Origin of the sequence: Sphingomonas sp. Ant20 (assembly GCF_000783375.1) — a bacterium.
Classification (GTDB): Bacteria; Pseudomonadota; Alphaproteobacteria; order Sphingomonadales; family Sphingomonadaceae; genus Sphingomonas; species Sphingomonas aerolata.
In genome coordinates this window covers 1-16,679 of record NZ_JRVI01000281.1, presented here as the reverse complement: position 1 = coordinate 16,679, position 16,679 = coordinate 1, and the positions used below count along the sequence as shown (strand labels likewise).

Below are 16,679 nucleotides of genomic sequence, written 5' to 3'. Positions count from 1 at the left end.
GCGGGGGGCGTCGCGGGGGGCGTGTCGACGCTGGCGGCTGAGCCGGTCGCGGTCGCCGACGACATCGTCGTCAACGGCTATCGCCGCAGCCTGCTCGCCGCGCAGGAGCTCAAGCGCCGCGCGGTCGGACCGAGGACAATATCGTCGCGTCGGACATCGCCGCCTTTCCCGACCTCAATCTCGCCGAAGCGCTGCAACGCGTCCCCGGCGTCGCGATCACCCGCGACACCGGCGAAGGCCGCCAGATCGCGCTGCGCGGGCTCGGCCCCGATTTCACGCGCACCCAGCTGAACGGCATGGAAGTGCTCGGCAACACCGCGTCGGGGATGGACAATCGCGGCAACGTCAGCCGCAGCCGCGGCTTCGACTTCAGCCTGTTCGCGTCCGAGCTGTTCAACCGCGTCAGCGTGCAGAAGAGCTATGCCGCCAATCAGGACGAGGGCGGCATCGCCGGGACGGTCCAGCTCTTCACGGCCAAGCCGTTCGACTATGACGGGCAGAAGATCGTGCTGTCGGCCAAGGGCCAGACCAACGACCAGACCAGCGGCATCACCCCGCGGCTCGTCGGGCTGTTCTCGCAGCGCCAGGGCGATTTCGGTGCGCTCGTCTCGGTCGCCTATTCGAAGATCCGCAACAACGAATATGGCTATCGCAACTGGAACTGGGGCAAGGTCACCTACGGCGCGAACAATATCGGGCCCGAGATCGATGCGGCGACACGCGCGCTGCTGCGCGGCGGCACGATCTTCGCACCGCAGGCGCAATCGCCCTCGACCTGGTACACCGACCGCGAGCGGATCGGCGTCACCAGCGCGCTGCAATATCATCCGGGCGATCGGTTCAAGCTCGATGTCGACCTGCTCTACGGACACCTCGCCGACAAGCGTGACGACTGGGCGATCGCGGCGGGCGGCTATAACGCGCTGACCGGCAATGTCAGCGGGACGCAGGTCATCCGCTCCGCGACGATCCAAGGCAATTCGCTCGTCGCCGCCAGCTATACCGGGATCGACCAGCGGACCGAACATCACCGGGTCGAGAACCAGACCGACTTCTATCAGGCGGTGGCCAATGCCGAATGGAAGGTCGGCGATCGCCTGACGCTGACCGCGCTCGCCGGCTATCAGAAGTCGGCGTTCGCGCAGCCGACGTTCGACAAGATCTTCCTGCAGGCGCGCAACACCGCGTTCAGTTTCGACATGCAGCCGACGATCCCGGTCAACACCTATGGCTTCGACCTGACCAAGCCGGCGAACTGGAACGTCCAGCGGCTGGTGACGCAGGAAAACACGATCGACAACGCCTATCGCAACGGCCAGCTCCAGGCGGTCTATACGGTGTCGCCGATCCTGAAGCTCGAGCTCGGCGGCGAGTATAAGCGCTTCACCAACAGCGGGTACCAGTATCTCACCAACATCTTCTACGGGACGCAGGCGACCAGCGACCGCGCGGTGCCCGACGCGCTGAAATACGTGATCAACCGCGACAGCCTGATTCCCTATATCGGCGGCGACGTCGCGGGCATCTACGCGCTGCTCGGCAACAACCGGAACCTGACCGCGGCGAACCTGACCGCGGGCAGCGACTTCCGTATCCGCGAGACGAGCTGGGCGGGCTTCACGCAGCTCGATCTCGATACCGAACTCGGTTCGATGCGGCTGCGCGGCAATGCGGGCGTGCGCTATTACCATACCGCGCTCGTCTCGAGCGGGTCGCTCGCGACCGCGACCAACGGCGTCACGGTGCTCCAGCCCGTGACGGTCAAGACCAGCAACGACGACTGGCTGCCCGCGCTCAACATCGCGCTCGACCTCACGCCCAAGCTGATCGCGCGCGCGTCGGCGAGCCGCAACGTCAACCGTCCCGGCCTGCCGCAGCTTGCCGCCGCGGGCACGCTGACGGTCGCGCCGTTCGGCGGCACGGTGTCGGTCGGCAACCCCAACCTCCAGCCGTTCCGCTCGACCTCGGTGGAAGGCGGGCTGGAATATTATATGGATCGCAACGGCTTCGCGTCGGTCGGCGTGTTCTGGAAGGATCTGGCGAGCTTCATCACCTCGGAGACGTCGCAGGTGCCCTACAGCGCCACCGGCTTCCCGGTCTCGCTGCTGCTGCCGGGGCAGGACGGCACCACGCCGTACAACTATACGCGGCCCGTCAATGGCGACGGCGCCAGCATCCGCGGGGTCGAGGCCGCGGTCCAGCACGACTTCACCTTCCTGCCCGCGCCGTTCGACCATTTCGGCGTGGTCGCCAACGGCACCTGGATCGATGGCGACCAGAAGGCGATCTACAACGGCGTCGCCCAGACCATCCCGCTGTTCAACCTGTCGAAATGGGCCGCCAACGCGACGCTGTATTTCGAGACCGAGCGGTTCGGCGCGCGCGTCTCGACCGCCTATCGCAGCCGCTACATCACCGGCGCGGGCAGCAACGCCAATGTCGGCGACGGCATCCGGCCGACCAACAACGTCGATTTCCAGATCCGCTACAGCCCGGTCGAGAATCTGCGTTTCGTGATCGAGGGCATCAACGTCACCAACCGGCCGATCGAGCAGTTCGCCGATCTCAGCGCCGACCGGACGCTCGTCTACACGCGCAGCGGCCGCATCTTCACCTTCGGCGTGACCACCAGCTTCTGACCTTCGCGTCCGCGGCGCTCCCCGCCGCGGACGCGGGCGTACGGCGTATCTCCACACAGCTGCCACGGGAGTTTGCATGAAAAGCCAAGCTACATTGTTGTCCGCCGTCGGCCTGGCCGCGGCGCTGCTGGCATCGCCCGCGTTCGGACAGGGCTGGCCGTCGCCGGTTGCGCCGCTGCCCGAACGCGCCACCGCGCTCGACAAGCGCTTCCAGCCCGCGGTCGACTTCGACACCGACGTCTGTTTCAACGTCCCCGCGGTCGACGCGTCGGGCGCGATCAGCCCGGCCGCCTCGACCTATGCGACGCGCCCGCCGGCATCGTGCCGCGCCGCGAACTACCGCACGCAGAGCAACGTCTATGCGCGCAGCCGCTGCAACAACGGCTATTGCGGGCGGGTCTACAGCTATTTCTGGCAGTCGGACTTCTCGCATGCGTTCGACTGGGAATCGATCATCGTCTGGACCACCGACCAGGGCACGAGCAGCCGGGTCGTCGGTGTCACCCGCGGCGATCACGGCGATTGGGATACGCGTCCGACCAGCGGCGGCCAGCTCCGCTTCGTCAGCGATGCGAGTGGCGAACACGTCAAGCTCGTCTTCCATTACGAGACCTGGGGCTTTTCGCACCTGTGGCGCTTTTCCAAGACCGACGGCGGCGACGAGCCGGCCGAGAACGGTACCGGCCAGTGGCTCATCCAGCCGCTGGTGAGCTGGAACGGCTATCCGTCGGTCGCGGTCCGCAACGCGGTGTCGAACTACGACTTCAAGGGCGCGAACTTCGACAACAAGGAAGCGCGCTTCGCCAGCATGCTGGCCGCCGCCAATGCCGGCGGCATCGCGCCGGGGTTCAATGCGAATGTCGATGCCGGCAGCAATTCGCCGGGCTGCCGTCGGGCTCGACGCTCTGTTGATCCAGCCCCGCCCCGCGCCGCCAATGGCGATGCGGGGCGGCACCGGAGGCCGCATGCCACTGCGCCCCGTCCGTCCTTCACCGTTGTTCGGCTGGATCGCGGCGGCGATCATGGTCGCGCTGTTCGGTGCGATCGTCGTCGGCTGGCGCCAGCGGGAGCGCGACGTCGCAGCGACCGCGATCGCCGTCGTGCGGGCCCCGACCATCCCCGTCGCCAGGATCCCGCCATTACCAGAGGCGAGGCCGACCACGGTCGCACCGGTCGCCGCGAACGTCGCGGCCGCGCATCTTCGCACCGTCTACCCGCTGCTGTCCGACGTCACGATCACCTGCCGCGACGATCGCTGCACGCTGAGCGCGACGATCCGCCCGGTGACCGGGCAGGCCGATCTCGACCGGCGGCAGGAGATGCTGCTGGGGGGGCCTCGCCGCGGCGCTCGCTGCCGACGGATACCGGTTGGCGGTGCCGTTCCAGATGGACGAGGTCGCCGACAACCTGTTCCGCATCCGCGCATCGGTGACGCCGCGATAACCCGATTGCGCCGGGTCAGGCGCGGACGAGGTGGATGTTGGGGTGGTCGGCGATGATGGTCAGGATGGTGTCGAAATAGGTCTCGCCGCGGCCCTGTTCGAGCGCGTCGAGCTGGGTGGTGATGCGGGCGGCGTCGAAGGCTGTGTTCTGGAGCTTGGCGCGGAGATGGGCTCTGGTGGCGTCGATGCCGAGCGCGGCGCGGCTCGTCTCGATATCCTGCCAGACGAGGATGACCGGCGCCTTGCCCGCAAGCGCTCCGTAGCTGCCGTAGAACAGGTCATCGAGCGCATCGAGGCTGGGGCCGAGCGACCAGTCCTCGTCCGCCATGAAGACGCGGTTGATCTCGTCGTAGAAGCTCGCAATGTCGCGGATCGCGCGGCCGGCAATGGTGAGGGTCATGGCCTTGGGGTCGTCGATCATCCGCGTGTTGGTCCGTCTGCTAGCTGGCGCCGGCCTCGACCCGGCACTGCGACATATCGGGGACAGCGCCCGCGGCGTGCGAGAGTTCCGTGCGTGCGGCGTCGATGTCGCGGCGGAAGTCGGGGGCGGTGTGCACCGTGGCGACGAGGACCGGCTTCACCTGGCGGATCCTTCGAGGTCACCGCATTGCTTGGCGCGACGCACGGGGTTGCAGCGCGCGACATGGCCCTCGGGGAGCGCGACGCGGTAGACGCCGGCGAAGCGCGGATCGGGCCAGAGATAGTCGGTCGAGACATAGTGCGCGCCGCCCGCCAGCGCGGTGTCGCGGGGCACGCCGTCATTGGCGCGCGCCTCACGCGTGTTGGCGTCGGCGCGGGTGCGGACGAGGAAGCCCGCGCGCACGTCGCGGCGGATGCGTTCGGCGTCGCGGACCGGGTCGTTGAGCGTCAGATAGGCGGCGGCGGGCGACGCCTCGTCGGTGTTGATGAAGAACACGCGGCCTTCGAGCGAGCGCCGCGCGCCGCGATAGACCGCGACCTTGGCGGGGGGCTCGTCGAGCGCGAACAGGAATTTGCCGCGCGACGCCTCGAGCAGCGGCCAGTTGTCGGCGAGGACGGCGTCACGCAGCGTCGGATAGCGGCCCTGCACGTCGTCGGGCACGATCAGCCTGGCCGGCGCGAGCACCGAGCGGATCTCCGCATCGAGCGCGTCATAGGCGGCCGCGTCGAACGGCAGCGCGTCGATGCCGCCGCGCGCGGCGTTCTGCTCGTCCTTGGCGTTGAACATCAGCAGGATCGGGACGTGGCGCGGATGGCGGGCCGACCAGTCGCGGACGATTGTCAGGCATTCGGTGAGCAGGACGCAGCTCGACGCGTTGTCGATGCCGGGGATGTGCAGCACCTTGAAGCCCGGCCGCTGCAGCTTCGGGTCCGACGAGCCGCGCGCATAATGCCCGCCCTGCGGATCATAGTTCACGTCGATCTCGAGCTGGCGCGCGCCCGCGTCGAGCTGGTCGACGAGGCTGCGATGCGCATAGTCGAGCGCGTCGGCCATCGCCGGATCGGCGGCGCGCACCTTCGCCATCGTCGCGGCGGGCATCGGCTGCTTGTAGCTGTTGTGCGTGCCGATGACGGCGATGTCGTTGATCCGTAGCGGTGCGGCATCCTTCGCGGTCGCGGGGCCGGCGAGCATGGCGAGGGGGAGAACCGCCGCGGTCGCCCGCAGCGTCGTCGAGATACGCATGATTGTCCTGCCCTGTTGGTGCCCGGCCGGCGTCGTCCGCGGGCTATGGCCGCGCCAGATGACGCGCCGAGGACCGTTCTGTTACGCGACCGTCTTAATTGGGTGCACGACGGCTTGCGGGATAGGGCCGCAGATTGTGTATCGCGGTCTCTAAGCCATTAACTAATTGGACAATATCGGGTGATACTCGCTGTCCCCTCAGTGGGGGACAGCGTGTTTAGACCTTGGATATGGATGTGCGGCGTGGCCGCGCTGGGCAGCGCGACGCCGTTGTCCGCGGAACTGAACGTGCCGATCGCGGCGCGGGTCGTGTCGTTCCTTCAGCCCGGTCCGGCGGGGACGGTCGCCGCGGCGATCGTGTTCGAGCCGGGCAATGCGGCATCGGAGGCCGAGGCGGCGGCGATCGAGCGGGCGATCGGATCGGGGCTGGCCGCCGGACGCAGTGCGATCCGCGCGCGCCGCGTGCCGGTCGGCGCGATCGGGTCGCTGGCCGGATTCCGCCTCGCCTTCATCACGACGGGGTTGCGCCCAGAGCATGCCGGCATCGCCGCCGCAGCCGCCAGATCGTCCGTCCTGACGATCTCGTCGGATCCCGCCTGCGTGCAGACCGCGCGGTGCGTGGTCGGCATCACCTCGGGTCCCAAGACCCAGATCACCGTCAGTCGCGCCGCGGCGCGGGCTGCCAATATCAGATTCGGGTCGGCATTCCTGATGCTGATCAAGGAAATTTAACGATGACCGTTTCGACTTTCGCCACCGGATTGCGCGCCATGCTGACGGCCGGTGCAGTGCTGTGCCCGGCCGTCGCAGGGGCGCAGGCCGTCGATTACCAGGCGTTGCAGGAGACGATCGGCGAGCCGGTGACGACCAGCGTCACGGGCAAGCCACAGCGCGCGTCCGAACTGCCCGCGTCGGCGATCATCATCACGCGCGAGGATATCGCCCGGTCGCCCGCCCGCGACGTGCCCGGGCTGCTGAAGACGCATGCCGGCATCGACGTGAACAGCTGGACCGCGGGGCAGAGCGACGTGTCGGTGCGCGGCGGCGTGCAGACCTATAATGCGCGGCTGCTCGTGCTGGTCGACGGACGCCAGGTCTATCTCGATCATTATGGCATGACCGACTGGAATCTCCTGGGCGTCCAGCTTGAGGAGATCCAGCAGATCGAGCTGGTGCGCGGGCCGGCAAACGCGCTGTTCGGGTTCAACGCCGCCAGCGGTGTCGTCAACATCATCACCCGGCGCGTCGGCCAGACGCCGACCGTCACCGCGACCGCCGAGCTCGGCAATCACGACATCAGCCGGCTTGCCGGGTCGGTGACGCTGCCCGTCACCCCGGCGATCGGGATCCGGCTGGCCGGGGTCCGCGCGCGCGAGGACGAGCGTCGCATCCCGACGTCGCTGCTGCGCCCGGCGATGGTCAGCGACGTCGCGAGCGACCAGGTGTCGGGCGACATCACCGGTTCGTTCGACGGACTGGAGACGGTGCTGGGCGGCGGCCATTCGACCAATCGGCAGGCCGAGTATCTGCCGAGCCAGCTGCTGTCGAACCAGCGCTATCGCAGCGACAACGTCCATGCCTCGGCCACGCGCGACACGGGCTGGGGCGGCGTGACGCTGGGCGGCTATGTCAACTGGCTCGATGTGCAATATGGCGTCGGCGCGACGGCGGATGCGACCGAGCCGCTCGGGTTCAAGAACCGGATCATCGTCACCCAGGCGTCGACGCTGGTCCGGCTGGGCAAGAGCGATACGCTGCGGCTCGGCGGCGAATATCGCAACAACCGGCTGCGCTCGGCCTATCAGTTCGCCGAGCGGATTTCCTATGACGTCGGATCGGCCAATGCGATGCTCGACCTGCATCCGGACGAGGCGATTTCGATCACCGCGGCGGCGCGGATCGACCGGCTCTGGCTGCACCAGGCGGGCGCGATCGCGCAGCCGAGCTATGACGTGGCGAGCGACTTCGACCGGGCCTTCACGCGGTTCAGCTTCAACGTCGCGCTGCTCGTCCAGACCGATGCGCGCGGCCAGCTGCGGATCAATGGCGGTCGCGGCTACCAGCTGCCGTCGCTGGTGAATTACGGGATCCGCCTGCCGATCATCACCCCGGCGCCGGTGCCGATCTTCGTGGCAGGGTCGCCGCGGATCGATCCGGTCGGCGTGTGGAGCGGCGAGGTCGGCTATGCGCGGACGATCGGCGGGACGCAGATCGAGGCGAACGCGTTCGTGACGAAGACGGACAATGCGATCGCGTCGCCGGGCGACGGCCTGCAGACCGAGCTGTTCCTGACCCCGCTGCCCTCGCTCGTCGCGCGGTTCACGGCGATCGGCGACTATACCACCTATGGCACCGAGGTGTCGGCGTCGGGCGCGGTCGGTGCGCTCACATGGCGCGCCAATTATACCTGGACGCACACCGACGAGCAGCTGGCGTCGCTGACGCTGCCGATCCCCTATGCGCTGTCGCCCAAGTCGACGACGCCGGTCCACAAGGCCAATTTGGCGCTCGGCTATGACATCGGGCGACTGTCGCTGTCGGGGGTCGCGCGCTACACCTCGTCGACGCGGCAATTCGCCTTCTCGTCGACGCCGCAGCTGCTGCTCTACCGGGTCGACGACGCGGTGGCGCTCGATGCACGGGCGGGGCTGCGGCTGACCTCCGCGCTCGAAGTCTATGTCGCGGGCGAAAATCTGGCGCTGGCCGACGGCGCCGCGGTATCGCCGATCCCGGCGGATCGTCGCGTGCGTGCAGGGGTGCGACTTGCGCTTTAACGCGTTCTTCCGGCTGTCGGACCGGCTCGACCGCAGGCTGGCGCTCGCCGACCGGCCGATCGCGGTCAAGGTCGCGGCGACGCCGGTCATCATGCTGGTGCTGTTCGTGGTGATGGCGCTGGCCAGCACCGCGGCGCTGCTGATCACCGGGCGCAGCGTCGACGACATCGTCAATCGCGACATGCGCGATATCAAGCAGCTCAACGCGATTACGCAGCGGTTCGATATCGCCAACGCGAACGTCTATCACCTGCTGGTCACGAAGGCGGCGACGCCGACGATCGCGGTCGACGGGCAGGTGGCGGCGATCCACCGCGATCTGGCCCGGGTCCGTACGGCGCTGGTCGGCTACCGGCGCAGCCACGCCGGGCAGCGCGCACAGCTGGGCCCGGTGCTCGCCGATCTGGACCGATATACCGCGACCGTCGACGTGCTGACGTCGATGCTCGAGGTCGACTTTGCCAGCACCGCGGCGATGGTCGACCCGTTTCGCGCCAATGCGCAGCAGATCGATGCGCGGATCCGGCGCGTGACCGCCGCGGGGATAGGCCGCGCCGGGCAGGCGGCATCGGGGGCGCTGCTGGTCACGCATGTCACGATCGCGATCCTGCTGCTCGTCCTGCTCGTCGGCACGGGCGGCAGCCTGGTGATGGCCTATGTGATCGGGCGATCGATCATCGGCTCGATCACCGATATTGCGGCGGCGACGGACGCGGTGATGCATGAGGCCGCGATCGATCTGTCGACGCTCAAGCGGCATGACGAGCTGGGGCTGGTCGTCACCGCGCTGACGACGTTCCAGACGCAGCGCGAGGATGCGAAACGCCTCGCGGATCAGGCCGAGCTGCTGCGCCTCCATGCCGAGGAGGAAAAGGCGCGCCAGGCCAGCGCGATCGCCGAGGTCGAGGCGCAGGCGCGGCGCGAGCGCGAGGCCACGCTGGCCGCGCTGGCCGAGGCGTTCGAACGCCAGGTCGGCGGCATCATCCGCGAGGCGCAGGAGGCGATGGCGCTGCTCGAGGCGAATGCGATCAGCCTGCACGAGACGATCGAGGGCAATCGCCGGCTTGCACAGGAGCTCGACGCGATCGCGCAGCTGTTCGCGACCGAGATGCTCGAGGCGGGCAAGGAGACGCATCTGCTGGCGCACACCTTCGAGGAGATCGACCGGGAGGTGGCGGGGACCAGCCTCGCCGCAAGGTCGATCAGCGACCATGCGCGCAGTGCGAACGACACCGTCGCGCTGTCGCAGGAACAGGCCAGCAGCATCGAGCAGATCGTCGACGTGATCAGCGCGATCACCAAGCAGACCAACCTGCTCGCGCTCAACGCGACGATCGAGGCTGCGCGTGCTGGCCCTGCGGGCGCGGGCTTTTCGGTGGTGGCGGCCGAGATCAAGTCGCTGGCGACGCGGACGGGCGCGAGCGCGGGCGATGTGCGCTCGAAGATCGAGGCGGTCCAGGATCAGATCCGGTCGGTCGTGGCGAGCACGGGCAGTCTGGGCGCGCTGATCAACGGCATGGACGACGGTGCGGGCCGGGTGGCGGCGATGTCGCGTGCGCAGGCGCAGGCGATCGAACAGCTCAACGGACGGATCGAGGCGGTCGAGGACCGCAGCCAGATGCTCACCGAGGCGAGCCAGCAGATCGCATCGTCGGTCGATCGCAATCTCGCTTCGGTCGACGAGGTGCAGCGGACCGGCGCGATGCTCAAGCGGACGTTGCAGTCACTGGCCGACGACGCGCATGCCTTTACCAGCCATTTCCTCGACGATGACGCAGGCCCTGATCGGAAGCAACGGCAGGTCGCGTGATCTTGCCGGACTGACGCGCCGCGAGACCCGGTCCGCGCTCAGCCGTGCTGGCGGCGTTGCGCGTGAAGTTCGGCCCTGGCGAGCAGCGCGTGGAGATCGTCGCGGGCGATGTCGAAGCTTTCGTGCATGTCCTCGAGCGCGGCGTCGATGTCGTCGGGGTGAAATCCAGCCGCGCGCCGTTCAGCCGCGATCGCCGCGGGGGGCAGCGCACTGTGATGCGGATAGGGGTGCCGCGTCACGCGGTAGAAGAGGCCGGCGACCAGCACGAGCACGACCGAATTGAGCGCGACGGGGACGAGCGCGAAGGCATAGCCCGCCGCATGGATGCCGGGCCCGCCGATCACTGCGGTCAGCGCCGCCGCGCCGCCGGGCGGGTGCAGGCAGCGAAGCAGCGACATCGCCAGGATCGCAGCCCCGACCGCCACACCCGCGGCCAGCCTGGCGTCGGGGATGAGCTGAAACGCGGCGACGCCGATCGCGGCCGACAGCGTGTTGCCGCCGATCACCGGCCAGGGCTGTGCCAGCGGGCTCGACCGGACCGCAAAGACGAGCACCGCCGACGCCCCCAGCGGCGCGACGATCTGGGGAACGTCGCTGGCGGGGAGCAGCGCGACGCAGACGAGCATCGTCAGCGCGATGCCGATACAGGCGCCGACGCCCCCGAGCAGACGGTCAGCAGGAAAGGCCTTCGCCCAGAAGGCTTTGGCGCGGGGCAGGGGCATGAGCGATCGTCCGTGTGGCTGAGCGTGCCGCCCCTACGCTGCGCCCGTGCATTTCGCTATGTCGCGCGTAACCGGGATCGCTAGAGGACGGTGACGATGGATGATGGCGAGGCATGATGCTGGGGGATGTGACCAGGCGGCGTATCGGCCGGGAGGCGGAGCCGCTGGTGATCATCGACGGCTTTGCCGAGGATCCGGACGGATTGCGCAAGGCGGCGGCGGACGCGGCGTTCGGATCCGCGGGCGAGCATTATCCCGGTCTGCGCGCGGCGCTGCCCGAGCGCTATCTGACCGACCAGCTTCCGCGGATCGCCCGCGCGCTGGGCCGCGATTTCGGGTCGTGCCGCCGCATCCATGTCGTCGATGCGCAATTCTCGATCGTCACGGTGACGCCCGACGCGCTCGAGATCCGGCAACGGCTGCCGCACGTCGATGCCTATGCGCGCGACCGGATCGCGCTGATCCATTATCTGTCGCCGACGAACCGCGACGGGACCGCCTTCTTCCGTCATCGCGCCACCGGGTTCGAGACGGTCGACGAGACGCGCGCGCCCGGCTTTTTCGAACGGCTCGGCCGTGAGGTCGCGGCCATGCCGCCGCACGGCTATATCGCCGACGATACCGCATTGTTCGAGCGGACCGCGCTGGTCGATGCCGCCTATAACCGGGCGCTGCTGTACCGCAGCTATGTGCTGCACAGCGGCGCGATCGCGCGCGACGCGGTGTTGTCGACGGATCCGGCGGCGGGGCGGCTGACGATCACCGCGTTCCTCGCGATCGAATGACGCTATGGCCGGCCCGCCCAGCGGATCGCGTTGACGAGCACGCGCCGATAGGTCGGGTCGTCATAGGCCTCTGGTGAATGGCCGAGCGCCGAATAGACCACGCGGCCTTTGGTGCGCGGGTTGGTCCAGATGACGGGGTGCGTCCCCATCGCGAGCTTGGCGCCCGGACGGTAGCTCGCCTCGTCGAGCGTCGCGAGCACGGTCATGCCGCGGGCGGCCGGATTGGCGTTGAACGAATACCATTCGTCGACCGCGGTCCAGGGCAGGCGCACCCCCGCCATGACCGGATGGTCGGGGCGATCGACGACGAGCCGCGCGCGCTGGAACTGATCCTCGCCGCCCGGATGGCCGATGAACTTCGTGCCGATCACCGTGTCGCTGTACCAGGCGTCGGTATGGCTGTCGTCGCCCGCGGCATGCAGCGCGACGACACCGCCGCCGCGTGCGACGAAGCGGGCGAAGGCCGCGCGCTGGTCTGGCGTCAGGAATCCACCGCTGGCGCTGTTGAGCACGACGACGGAAAAGTGGCGCAACTGTTCGTCGTTGAAGACCGCCGCATTCTCGGTCGCGTAGCTCGTCCGACCCAGGCCCTGCACGATGTAGGCGAGCACGCGGTTCGAATGCGGGATATGTTCGATATGCCGCCAGCCATTGGTCTTCGACACGATCAGCACCGCGTCATGCAAGTCCTTGGGCAGCACGGGGGCGACGGAGTCGGTCGTGGCCCTCGGCAAATGCGGATCGGGCGCGGCCTGCGCCGTGGTGAGCAGGGCGGCCAGCGCCAACATCTTGAGCATCGTGCAATCTCCCACCCGGTCCTAGCGCGCGGGACCATCGGAGTTCAACTGGTAGCGATAACGCGCTATGCTAAGCCATAAATATGATGGGGGAGTTGAGAGCGAATGTCTGGAAGATCCAAGCGCGCGCTGGTCGCGCTGATGCTGGTGTCCGCGCCTGCGACCGCGCAGACGTCACAGGACCGGGCGCGGGCGATTGCGGGCGAGCCCGCCGCGGGGCCGCAGCGGCTCAGGCTGACCGACATCCCCGTGGCGACGGGCAAGCCGACCGCGCTGTTCGATGGGCGCAGTCTCACGGGCTGGACCGCCTGGCTCGGCTATCCCGACCCGTCGATCACCTATCAGGCAAAGCCGGGCACGCCGCCGATCGGCACGAGCCGGGACACCAAGGGCGACTTCGCGGTGCGTAGCGTCGACGGGGCGCCGGCGATCTGGGTGAAGGGCGAGACCTGGGGCAGCCTGGTCCACCAGGCCGACCTTCGCGACTATCACCTGCGGCTGCAGTTCAAATGGGGGGCCAAAACCTGGGCGCCGCGGGCGACGCAGCCGCGCAATAATGGCCTGCTCTATCATACGCATGGCGCGCCGGGCGAGGTGTTCGGCACGTGGCGGCCGTCGGTCGAGTTCGAGATCATGACCGGATCGACCGGGATGATCGTCGCGGTCGGCAGCAAGCTGCGCGGCCGTACCGGGGTGACGTTCGACCCGTCGCTGGTCGAACCGCATCTCCGCTTCCGTGCCGGGGGACGCGAGATCGACATCGTCAACGGCACGCCGACCTGGAACGTCGAGGCGGCGACCGATGCCGAACGGCCGATCGGCGCGTGGAACACGCTCGACCTCTATGTCTTCGGCGACCGCGCGGTGCATGTCGTCAACGGCGTCCCGGTCGGCGAAGTGCATGATCTGGCGACGATCGGCCCCGACGGCCGGCGGCCGCTGACGCATGGCCAGATCCAGCTGCAATCCGAAGGCGCAGAGACCTGGTTCCGCGCGATCACGGTCGAGCCGATCACGACCCTGCCGAAGATCGTCGTGGGGCAGTAGGGGGCGGGACAGTAGGGAGCGGGGCGTCCGCGGCTGCGGGCTGGTCGCGCCAGATCCAGCGCAGCATGTCGGGCAGGATCGCGCCGCCGTCCGCGTCCGAATGGCCACCAAGCGTCCACGCCGTTCGGACGTCGTAGCGCGGGCCCGGGCGGTGCTGCGCATCGGCCTGCGCATTGGCCCAAGCGAGGCTCTTTGCCATCTGCTGGTTGGCGAGAAACCAGTTGCCATGTTCGTTGTCGAGATCGGCGGCCCCGTCCTGCAGGACGATGCGCAAGGGGCGGATCGGGCTCTTGCGGATGAGCCCGGGATAGAGGTCGCCGCCGAGCGTGCGCGGTGCGCCGTCCGGGCCGAGCGTGAGTCCGATCGACGTATAGCTGCCGATGAAGCTGATGACGTTGCCGAACGCTTCCGGATGCCGCCACGCGACCGTCCAGGAGGCGATCGCGCCGCTCGACGTGCCGCCGATCGCGCGGCGCTTCGGATCGTCGGCGAACCGCCAGCGTGCCGCCACCGCGGGCAGCAGCTCGTTGAGCGTCATCCAGCCATAATCGTCGGACAGCGCGTCATATTCCTCCACACGATGATCCGGATTGGCCATGCCGAGCGTGTCGGGATAGTGCGCCGCGCGGTGACCGGGCGTCACGAAGATGCCGAGCGTCGGCGGAATCGCGTGCTGCAGGATCAGCCTGTCGAGGACCGCGGGCACCCTGAGCGACCCTGCCGGATTCGTCGCGCGCTGCCCGTCCTGGAACAGCAGCAGATTGGGCGGGCGGCGCGGATCATAGCCTGGCGGGACATAGACCCAGTAGCGCCGCACCGTGCCCGCAAAGCGCCGCGACCGGAGTTCGAACGGGCCGGCCAGCGTTCCCCGGAGTGCCGGCGTGGGGGCCGGTAGGGGCGCGGTCTGTGCGGGGGGCTGCGCAGCTGTCGCCGACACGGTCAACGCGGCGCCCAGCAGGGCCGCCGCGGTCAGGATCACGCGCATCTCCGCCCCCCTCATAGTGTCAGGCCAGCCTAGCACAGCGCGGGCGCGGTGCGAATCGATGCGGCGGGGCGGGATTATCTCCCGGCGCGGGGAGATTGTCGGCATCCGGATCGTTCAATCCCCGTCCGATCGGCCCCTGCGTCCGATGTCACACGGGGGAGACGAGACGATGCGTATGACGGCGTTCGGCGACTCAAGGGTCTAGGCGAGGATGAGCCGGCCCGGGATCAGGCGCATCGTCGTCATCGCCGCGGTGCTGCTGGGCCTGTGCGGGATCGCGTTTGCCGCAATCGCCTACCGGCCCGCCATCGCCCGCGTGACGCGCCCCGATCCCCGGCAGTTCGATCCCGCGCTCGTCGCGCGCGGCGCCAATCTGGCGCGGCTAGGCAATTGCGTCAGCTGCCATCAGGCGGCGGGCGGGCGTCCCTATGCGGGCGGCTATCCGATCAAGACGCCGTTCGGGACGATCTATGGCAGCAACATCACGCCCGACGCCGCGACCGGGATCGGATCATGGTCGCCGGCCGCGTTTCGCCGGGCGATGCGCGAGGGCGTCGGGCGCGACGGCAGCCATCTCTACCCGGCCTTCCCCTATACGCATTATGCAGGCGTGGCGGACGGCGATGTGGACGCGATCTACGCGTTCCTGATGACCCGGCCGGCGGTGCGCGCGGTGCCGCCCGCGAACCGGATGATTCCGCCGCTCGGCTTCCGGCCGCTGCTGGCGGGCTGGAAGCTGCTGTTCTTCGATCCGCAGCCGGTCGTCGCCGATCCGCGCCAGTCGGCCGCGTGGAACCGGGGGCGGTATATCGGCGAGACGCTGGCGCATTGTACCGCCTGTCACAGTCCGCGCGGGCTGTTGCAGCAGGAGAAGCGCGGCGACCAGGCCTATGACGGCGGCTGGTCCGGCGGCTGGTATGCGCCGCCGATCAACGCGCGCTCGCCCGCGGTCCGTGCCTGGACCGTCGAGCGGCTCGACGCCTATTTCCGGACCGGGCTCAGTACCGCGCATGCCGCGGCCGCGGGGCCGATGGGGCCGGTTACTTATAATCTCGCGCGCGCGAAGCCGGCCGACGTCCGCGCGCTCGCGACCTATTATGCGTGGCAGATGCGCGCTGCGCCCGCCGCGCGGTCCGAGCCGCGGCTGCCCGATCGTCGCGCGCTCGCGAGGCAGCGTCATCCCGAGGGCGCGCGGCTGTATGACGGGGCGTGTGCGGTCTGCCACGAGCCGGGGGCGGCGATGATGGTCGCCGGGCGTCCCGCGCTGCCGCTCGGTACGCCGCTGCACGAGGCGAACCCGCGCGATACGATCCAGGTCATCCTCAAGGGGCTGAAACCGCCGGTCGCGCCGCGCGGGCCGTACATGCCCGCCTTTGCCGATGCGCTGGACGACCGGCAGGTGGCGGAGATCGTCGCCTATCTGCAGGCCCGGCACGGGACGGGGCCGGCCTGGCCGGACCTCGAGAAAGACGTCGCTGCGGCGCGCAAGGAGGGTGAATGATCGACCTGACCGTCAACGGGGCGACCGCGCGCGTCGATGTCGATCCCGCCACCCCGCTGCTCTATGTGCTGCGCGACGATTTGCGGCTGCATGCGGCCAAGTTCGGGTGCGGGCTGGGGCAGTGCGGGGCGTGCACCGTGCTGGTCGATGACCGGCCGGTCTTTGCCTGCCTGCTGCCCGTCGGTGCGGTCGGTGCGCGCACGGTCACGACGGTCGAGGGACTGGGCAGCGCCGCGGCGCCGGGCGACGTCCAGCGCGCGTTCCTGCACGAGCAGGCGGCGCAGTGCGGCTATTGCATCCCCGGGATGATCGCGCGTGCCGAGGGGCTGTTGCGCAAGACGGTCACGCCGACCGAAACCGAACTGCGCAGCGCGATGGCGCCGTCGCTCTGCCGGTGCGGGACGCATATGCGGATCCTGCGCGCGGTGCGGCGCGCTGCGGTGATGCGCGGCGGCGGGGTGGTCGAGCCTGCGGAGCCGGTGACGTGAGCGGACAGGCGTCGCGGCGCGACATA

At 68.9% G+C, this 16,679-nt stretch carries 16 protein-coding genes; 10 read left to right on the top strand and 6 right to left on the bottom strand.

The genetic code is table 11. The annotated features are described in order from the left end of the window. The 3 genes from NI18_RS27525 to NI18_RS20295 all read left to right on the top strand — a co-directional run. Positions 1-291, top strand: a 291-nt coding sequence (locus NI18_RS27525) for a hypothetical protein (RefSeq protein ID WP_306286561.1), incomplete at its 5' end; no start/stop codon positions are given. Then, positions 192-2,639 (top strand): TonB-dependent receptor, encoded by a 2,448-nt coding sequence (locus NI18_RS20300; RefSeq protein ID WP_306286562.1) that lies wholly within the window; start codon positions 192-194, stop codon positions 2,637-2,639. The genes NI18_RS27525 and NI18_RS20300, both read left to right, overlap by 100 nt. 76 nt (positions 2,640-2,715) lie before the next feature. After that, complete coding sequence (locus NI18_RS20295) at positions 2,716-4,071, top strand: NPP1 family protein (protein ID WP_084215351.1); 1,356 nt, start codon at positions 2,716-2,718, stop codon at positions 4,069-4,071. Between the two features lie 26 nt (positions 4,072-4,097). Here NI18_RS20295 and NI18_RS20290 read toward each other — a convergent pair whose 3' ends face one another. From NI18_RS20290 to NI18_RS20285, 3 genes are read right to left on the bottom strand one after another with little or no spacing between them, the layout of a single operon-like run. Beyond that, positions 4,098-4,502 (bottom strand): barstar family protein, encoded by a 405-nt coding sequence (locus NI18_RS20290; protein WP_037532926.1) that lies wholly within the window; start codon positions 4,500-4,502, stop codon positions 4,098-4,100. A 19-nt stretch (positions 4,503-4,521) separates the two neighbouring features. Next, the gene (locus tag NI18_RS25305; RefSeq protein WP_157840589.1) at positions 4,522-4,662 is read right to left on the bottom strand and encodes a hypothetical protein; all 141 of its coding nucleotides are present in this window, start codon (positions 4,660-4,662) and stop codon (positions 4,522-4,524) included. Then, positions 4,659-5,744, bottom strand: a complete 1,086-nt coding sequence (locus NI18_RS20285) for a Ca2+-dependent phosphoinositide-specific phospholipase C (RefSeq protein WP_037532924.1) — start codon at positions 5,742-5,744, stop codon at positions 4,659-4,661. The genes NI18_RS25305 and NI18_RS20285 overlap by 4 nt, the downstream gene beginning before the upstream one ends. Before the next feature lie 243 nt (positions 5,745-5,987). Between NI18_RS20285 and NI18_RS24795 the strand changes: the two genes are divergently transcribed. From NI18_RS24795 to NI18_RS20270, 3 genes are read left to right on the top strand one after another with little or no spacing between them, the layout of a single operon-like run. Continuing rightward, positions 5,988-6,476 (top strand): YfiR/HmsC family protein, encoded by a 489-nt coding sequence (locus NI18_RS24795; protein ID WP_157840588.1) that lies wholly within the window; start codon positions 5,988-5,990, stop codon positions 6,474-6,476. 2 nt (positions 6,477-6,478) lie between these two features. After that, positions 6,479-8,518 carry a TonB-dependent receptor gene (locus tag NI18_RS20275; RefSeq protein WP_037532920.1) on the top strand — a complete coding sequence of 680 codons (2,040 nt, stop codon included), beginning with the start codon at positions 6,479-6,481 and terminating at the stop codon, positions 8,516-8,518. Continuing rightward, positions 8,508-10,328 (top strand): methyl-accepting chemotaxis protein, encoded by a 1,821-nt coding sequence (locus NI18_RS20270; RefSeq protein WP_037532918.1) that lies wholly within the window; start codon positions 8,508-8,510, stop codon positions 10,326-10,328. The genes NI18_RS20275 and NI18_RS20270 overlap by 11 nt, the downstream gene beginning before the upstream one ends. A 38-nt stretch (positions 10,329-10,366) precedes the next feature. Here NI18_RS20270 and NI18_RS20265 read toward each other — a convergent pair whose 3' ends face one another. Next, on the bottom strand, positions 10,367-11,050 hold the full coding sequence (locus NI18_RS20265) for an HPP family protein (RefSeq protein WP_037532916.1): 684 nt from the start codon (positions 11,048-11,050) through the stop codon (positions 10,367-10,369). 116 nt (positions 11,051-11,166) lie between these two features. Here NI18_RS20265 and NI18_RS20260 point away from each other — a divergent pair, with 116 nt between their 5' ends. Then, positions 11,167-11,835 carry a DUF6445 family protein gene (locus NI18_RS20260; RefSeq protein ID WP_306286560.1) on the top strand — a complete coding sequence of 223 codons (669 nt, stop codon included), beginning with the start codon at positions 11,167-11,169 and terminating at the stop codon, positions 11,833-11,835. 2 nt (positions 11,836-11,837) lie between these two features. On the opposite strand, the gene NI18_RS20255 is transcribed toward NI18_RS20260, so the two are convergent. Further along, positions 11,838-12,632: a ThuA domain-containing protein gene (locus NI18_RS20255; protein WP_037532912.1), complete on the bottom strand. Its 795-nt coding sequence runs from the start codon at positions 12,630-12,632 to the stop codon at positions 11,838-11,840. 105 nt (positions 12,633-12,737) lie between these two features. On the opposite strand from NI18_RS20255, the gene NI18_RS20250 reads away from it, so the two are divergent. Then, positions 12,738-13,679 (top strand): DUF1080 domain-containing protein, encoded by a 942-nt coding sequence (locus tag NI18_RS20250; protein WP_037532910.1) that lies wholly within the window; start codon positions 12,738-12,740, stop codon positions 13,677-13,679. On the opposite strand, the gene NI18_RS20245 is transcribed toward NI18_RS20250, so the two are convergent. Then, positions 13,645-14,664 carry an alpha/beta hydrolase-fold protein gene (locus tag NI18_RS20245; protein WP_052149380.1) on the bottom strand — a complete coding sequence of 340 codons (1,020 nt, stop codon included), beginning with the start codon at positions 14,662-14,664 and terminating at the stop codon, positions 13,645-13,647. The genes NI18_RS20250 and NI18_RS20245 overlap by 35 nt on opposite strands. 211 nt (positions 14,665-14,875) lie before the next feature. Between NI18_RS20245 and NI18_RS20240 the strand changes: the two genes are divergently transcribed. After that, the gene (locus NI18_RS20240; protein ID WP_037532908.1) at positions 14,876-16,165 is read left to right on the top strand and encodes a cytochrome c; all 1,290 of its coding nucleotides are present in this window, start codon (positions 14,876-14,878) and stop codon (positions 16,163-16,165) included. After that, positions 16,162-16,653 carry a (2Fe-2S)-binding protein gene (locus NI18_RS20235; RefSeq protein ID WP_037532907.1) on the top strand — a complete coding sequence of 164 codons (492 nt, stop codon included), beginning with the start codon at positions 16,162-16,164 and terminating at the stop codon, positions 16,651-16,653. The genes NI18_RS20240 and NI18_RS20235 overlap by 4 nt, the downstream gene beginning before the upstream one ends. The last annotated feature ends 26 nt before the right edge of the window (positions 16,654-16,679 follow it).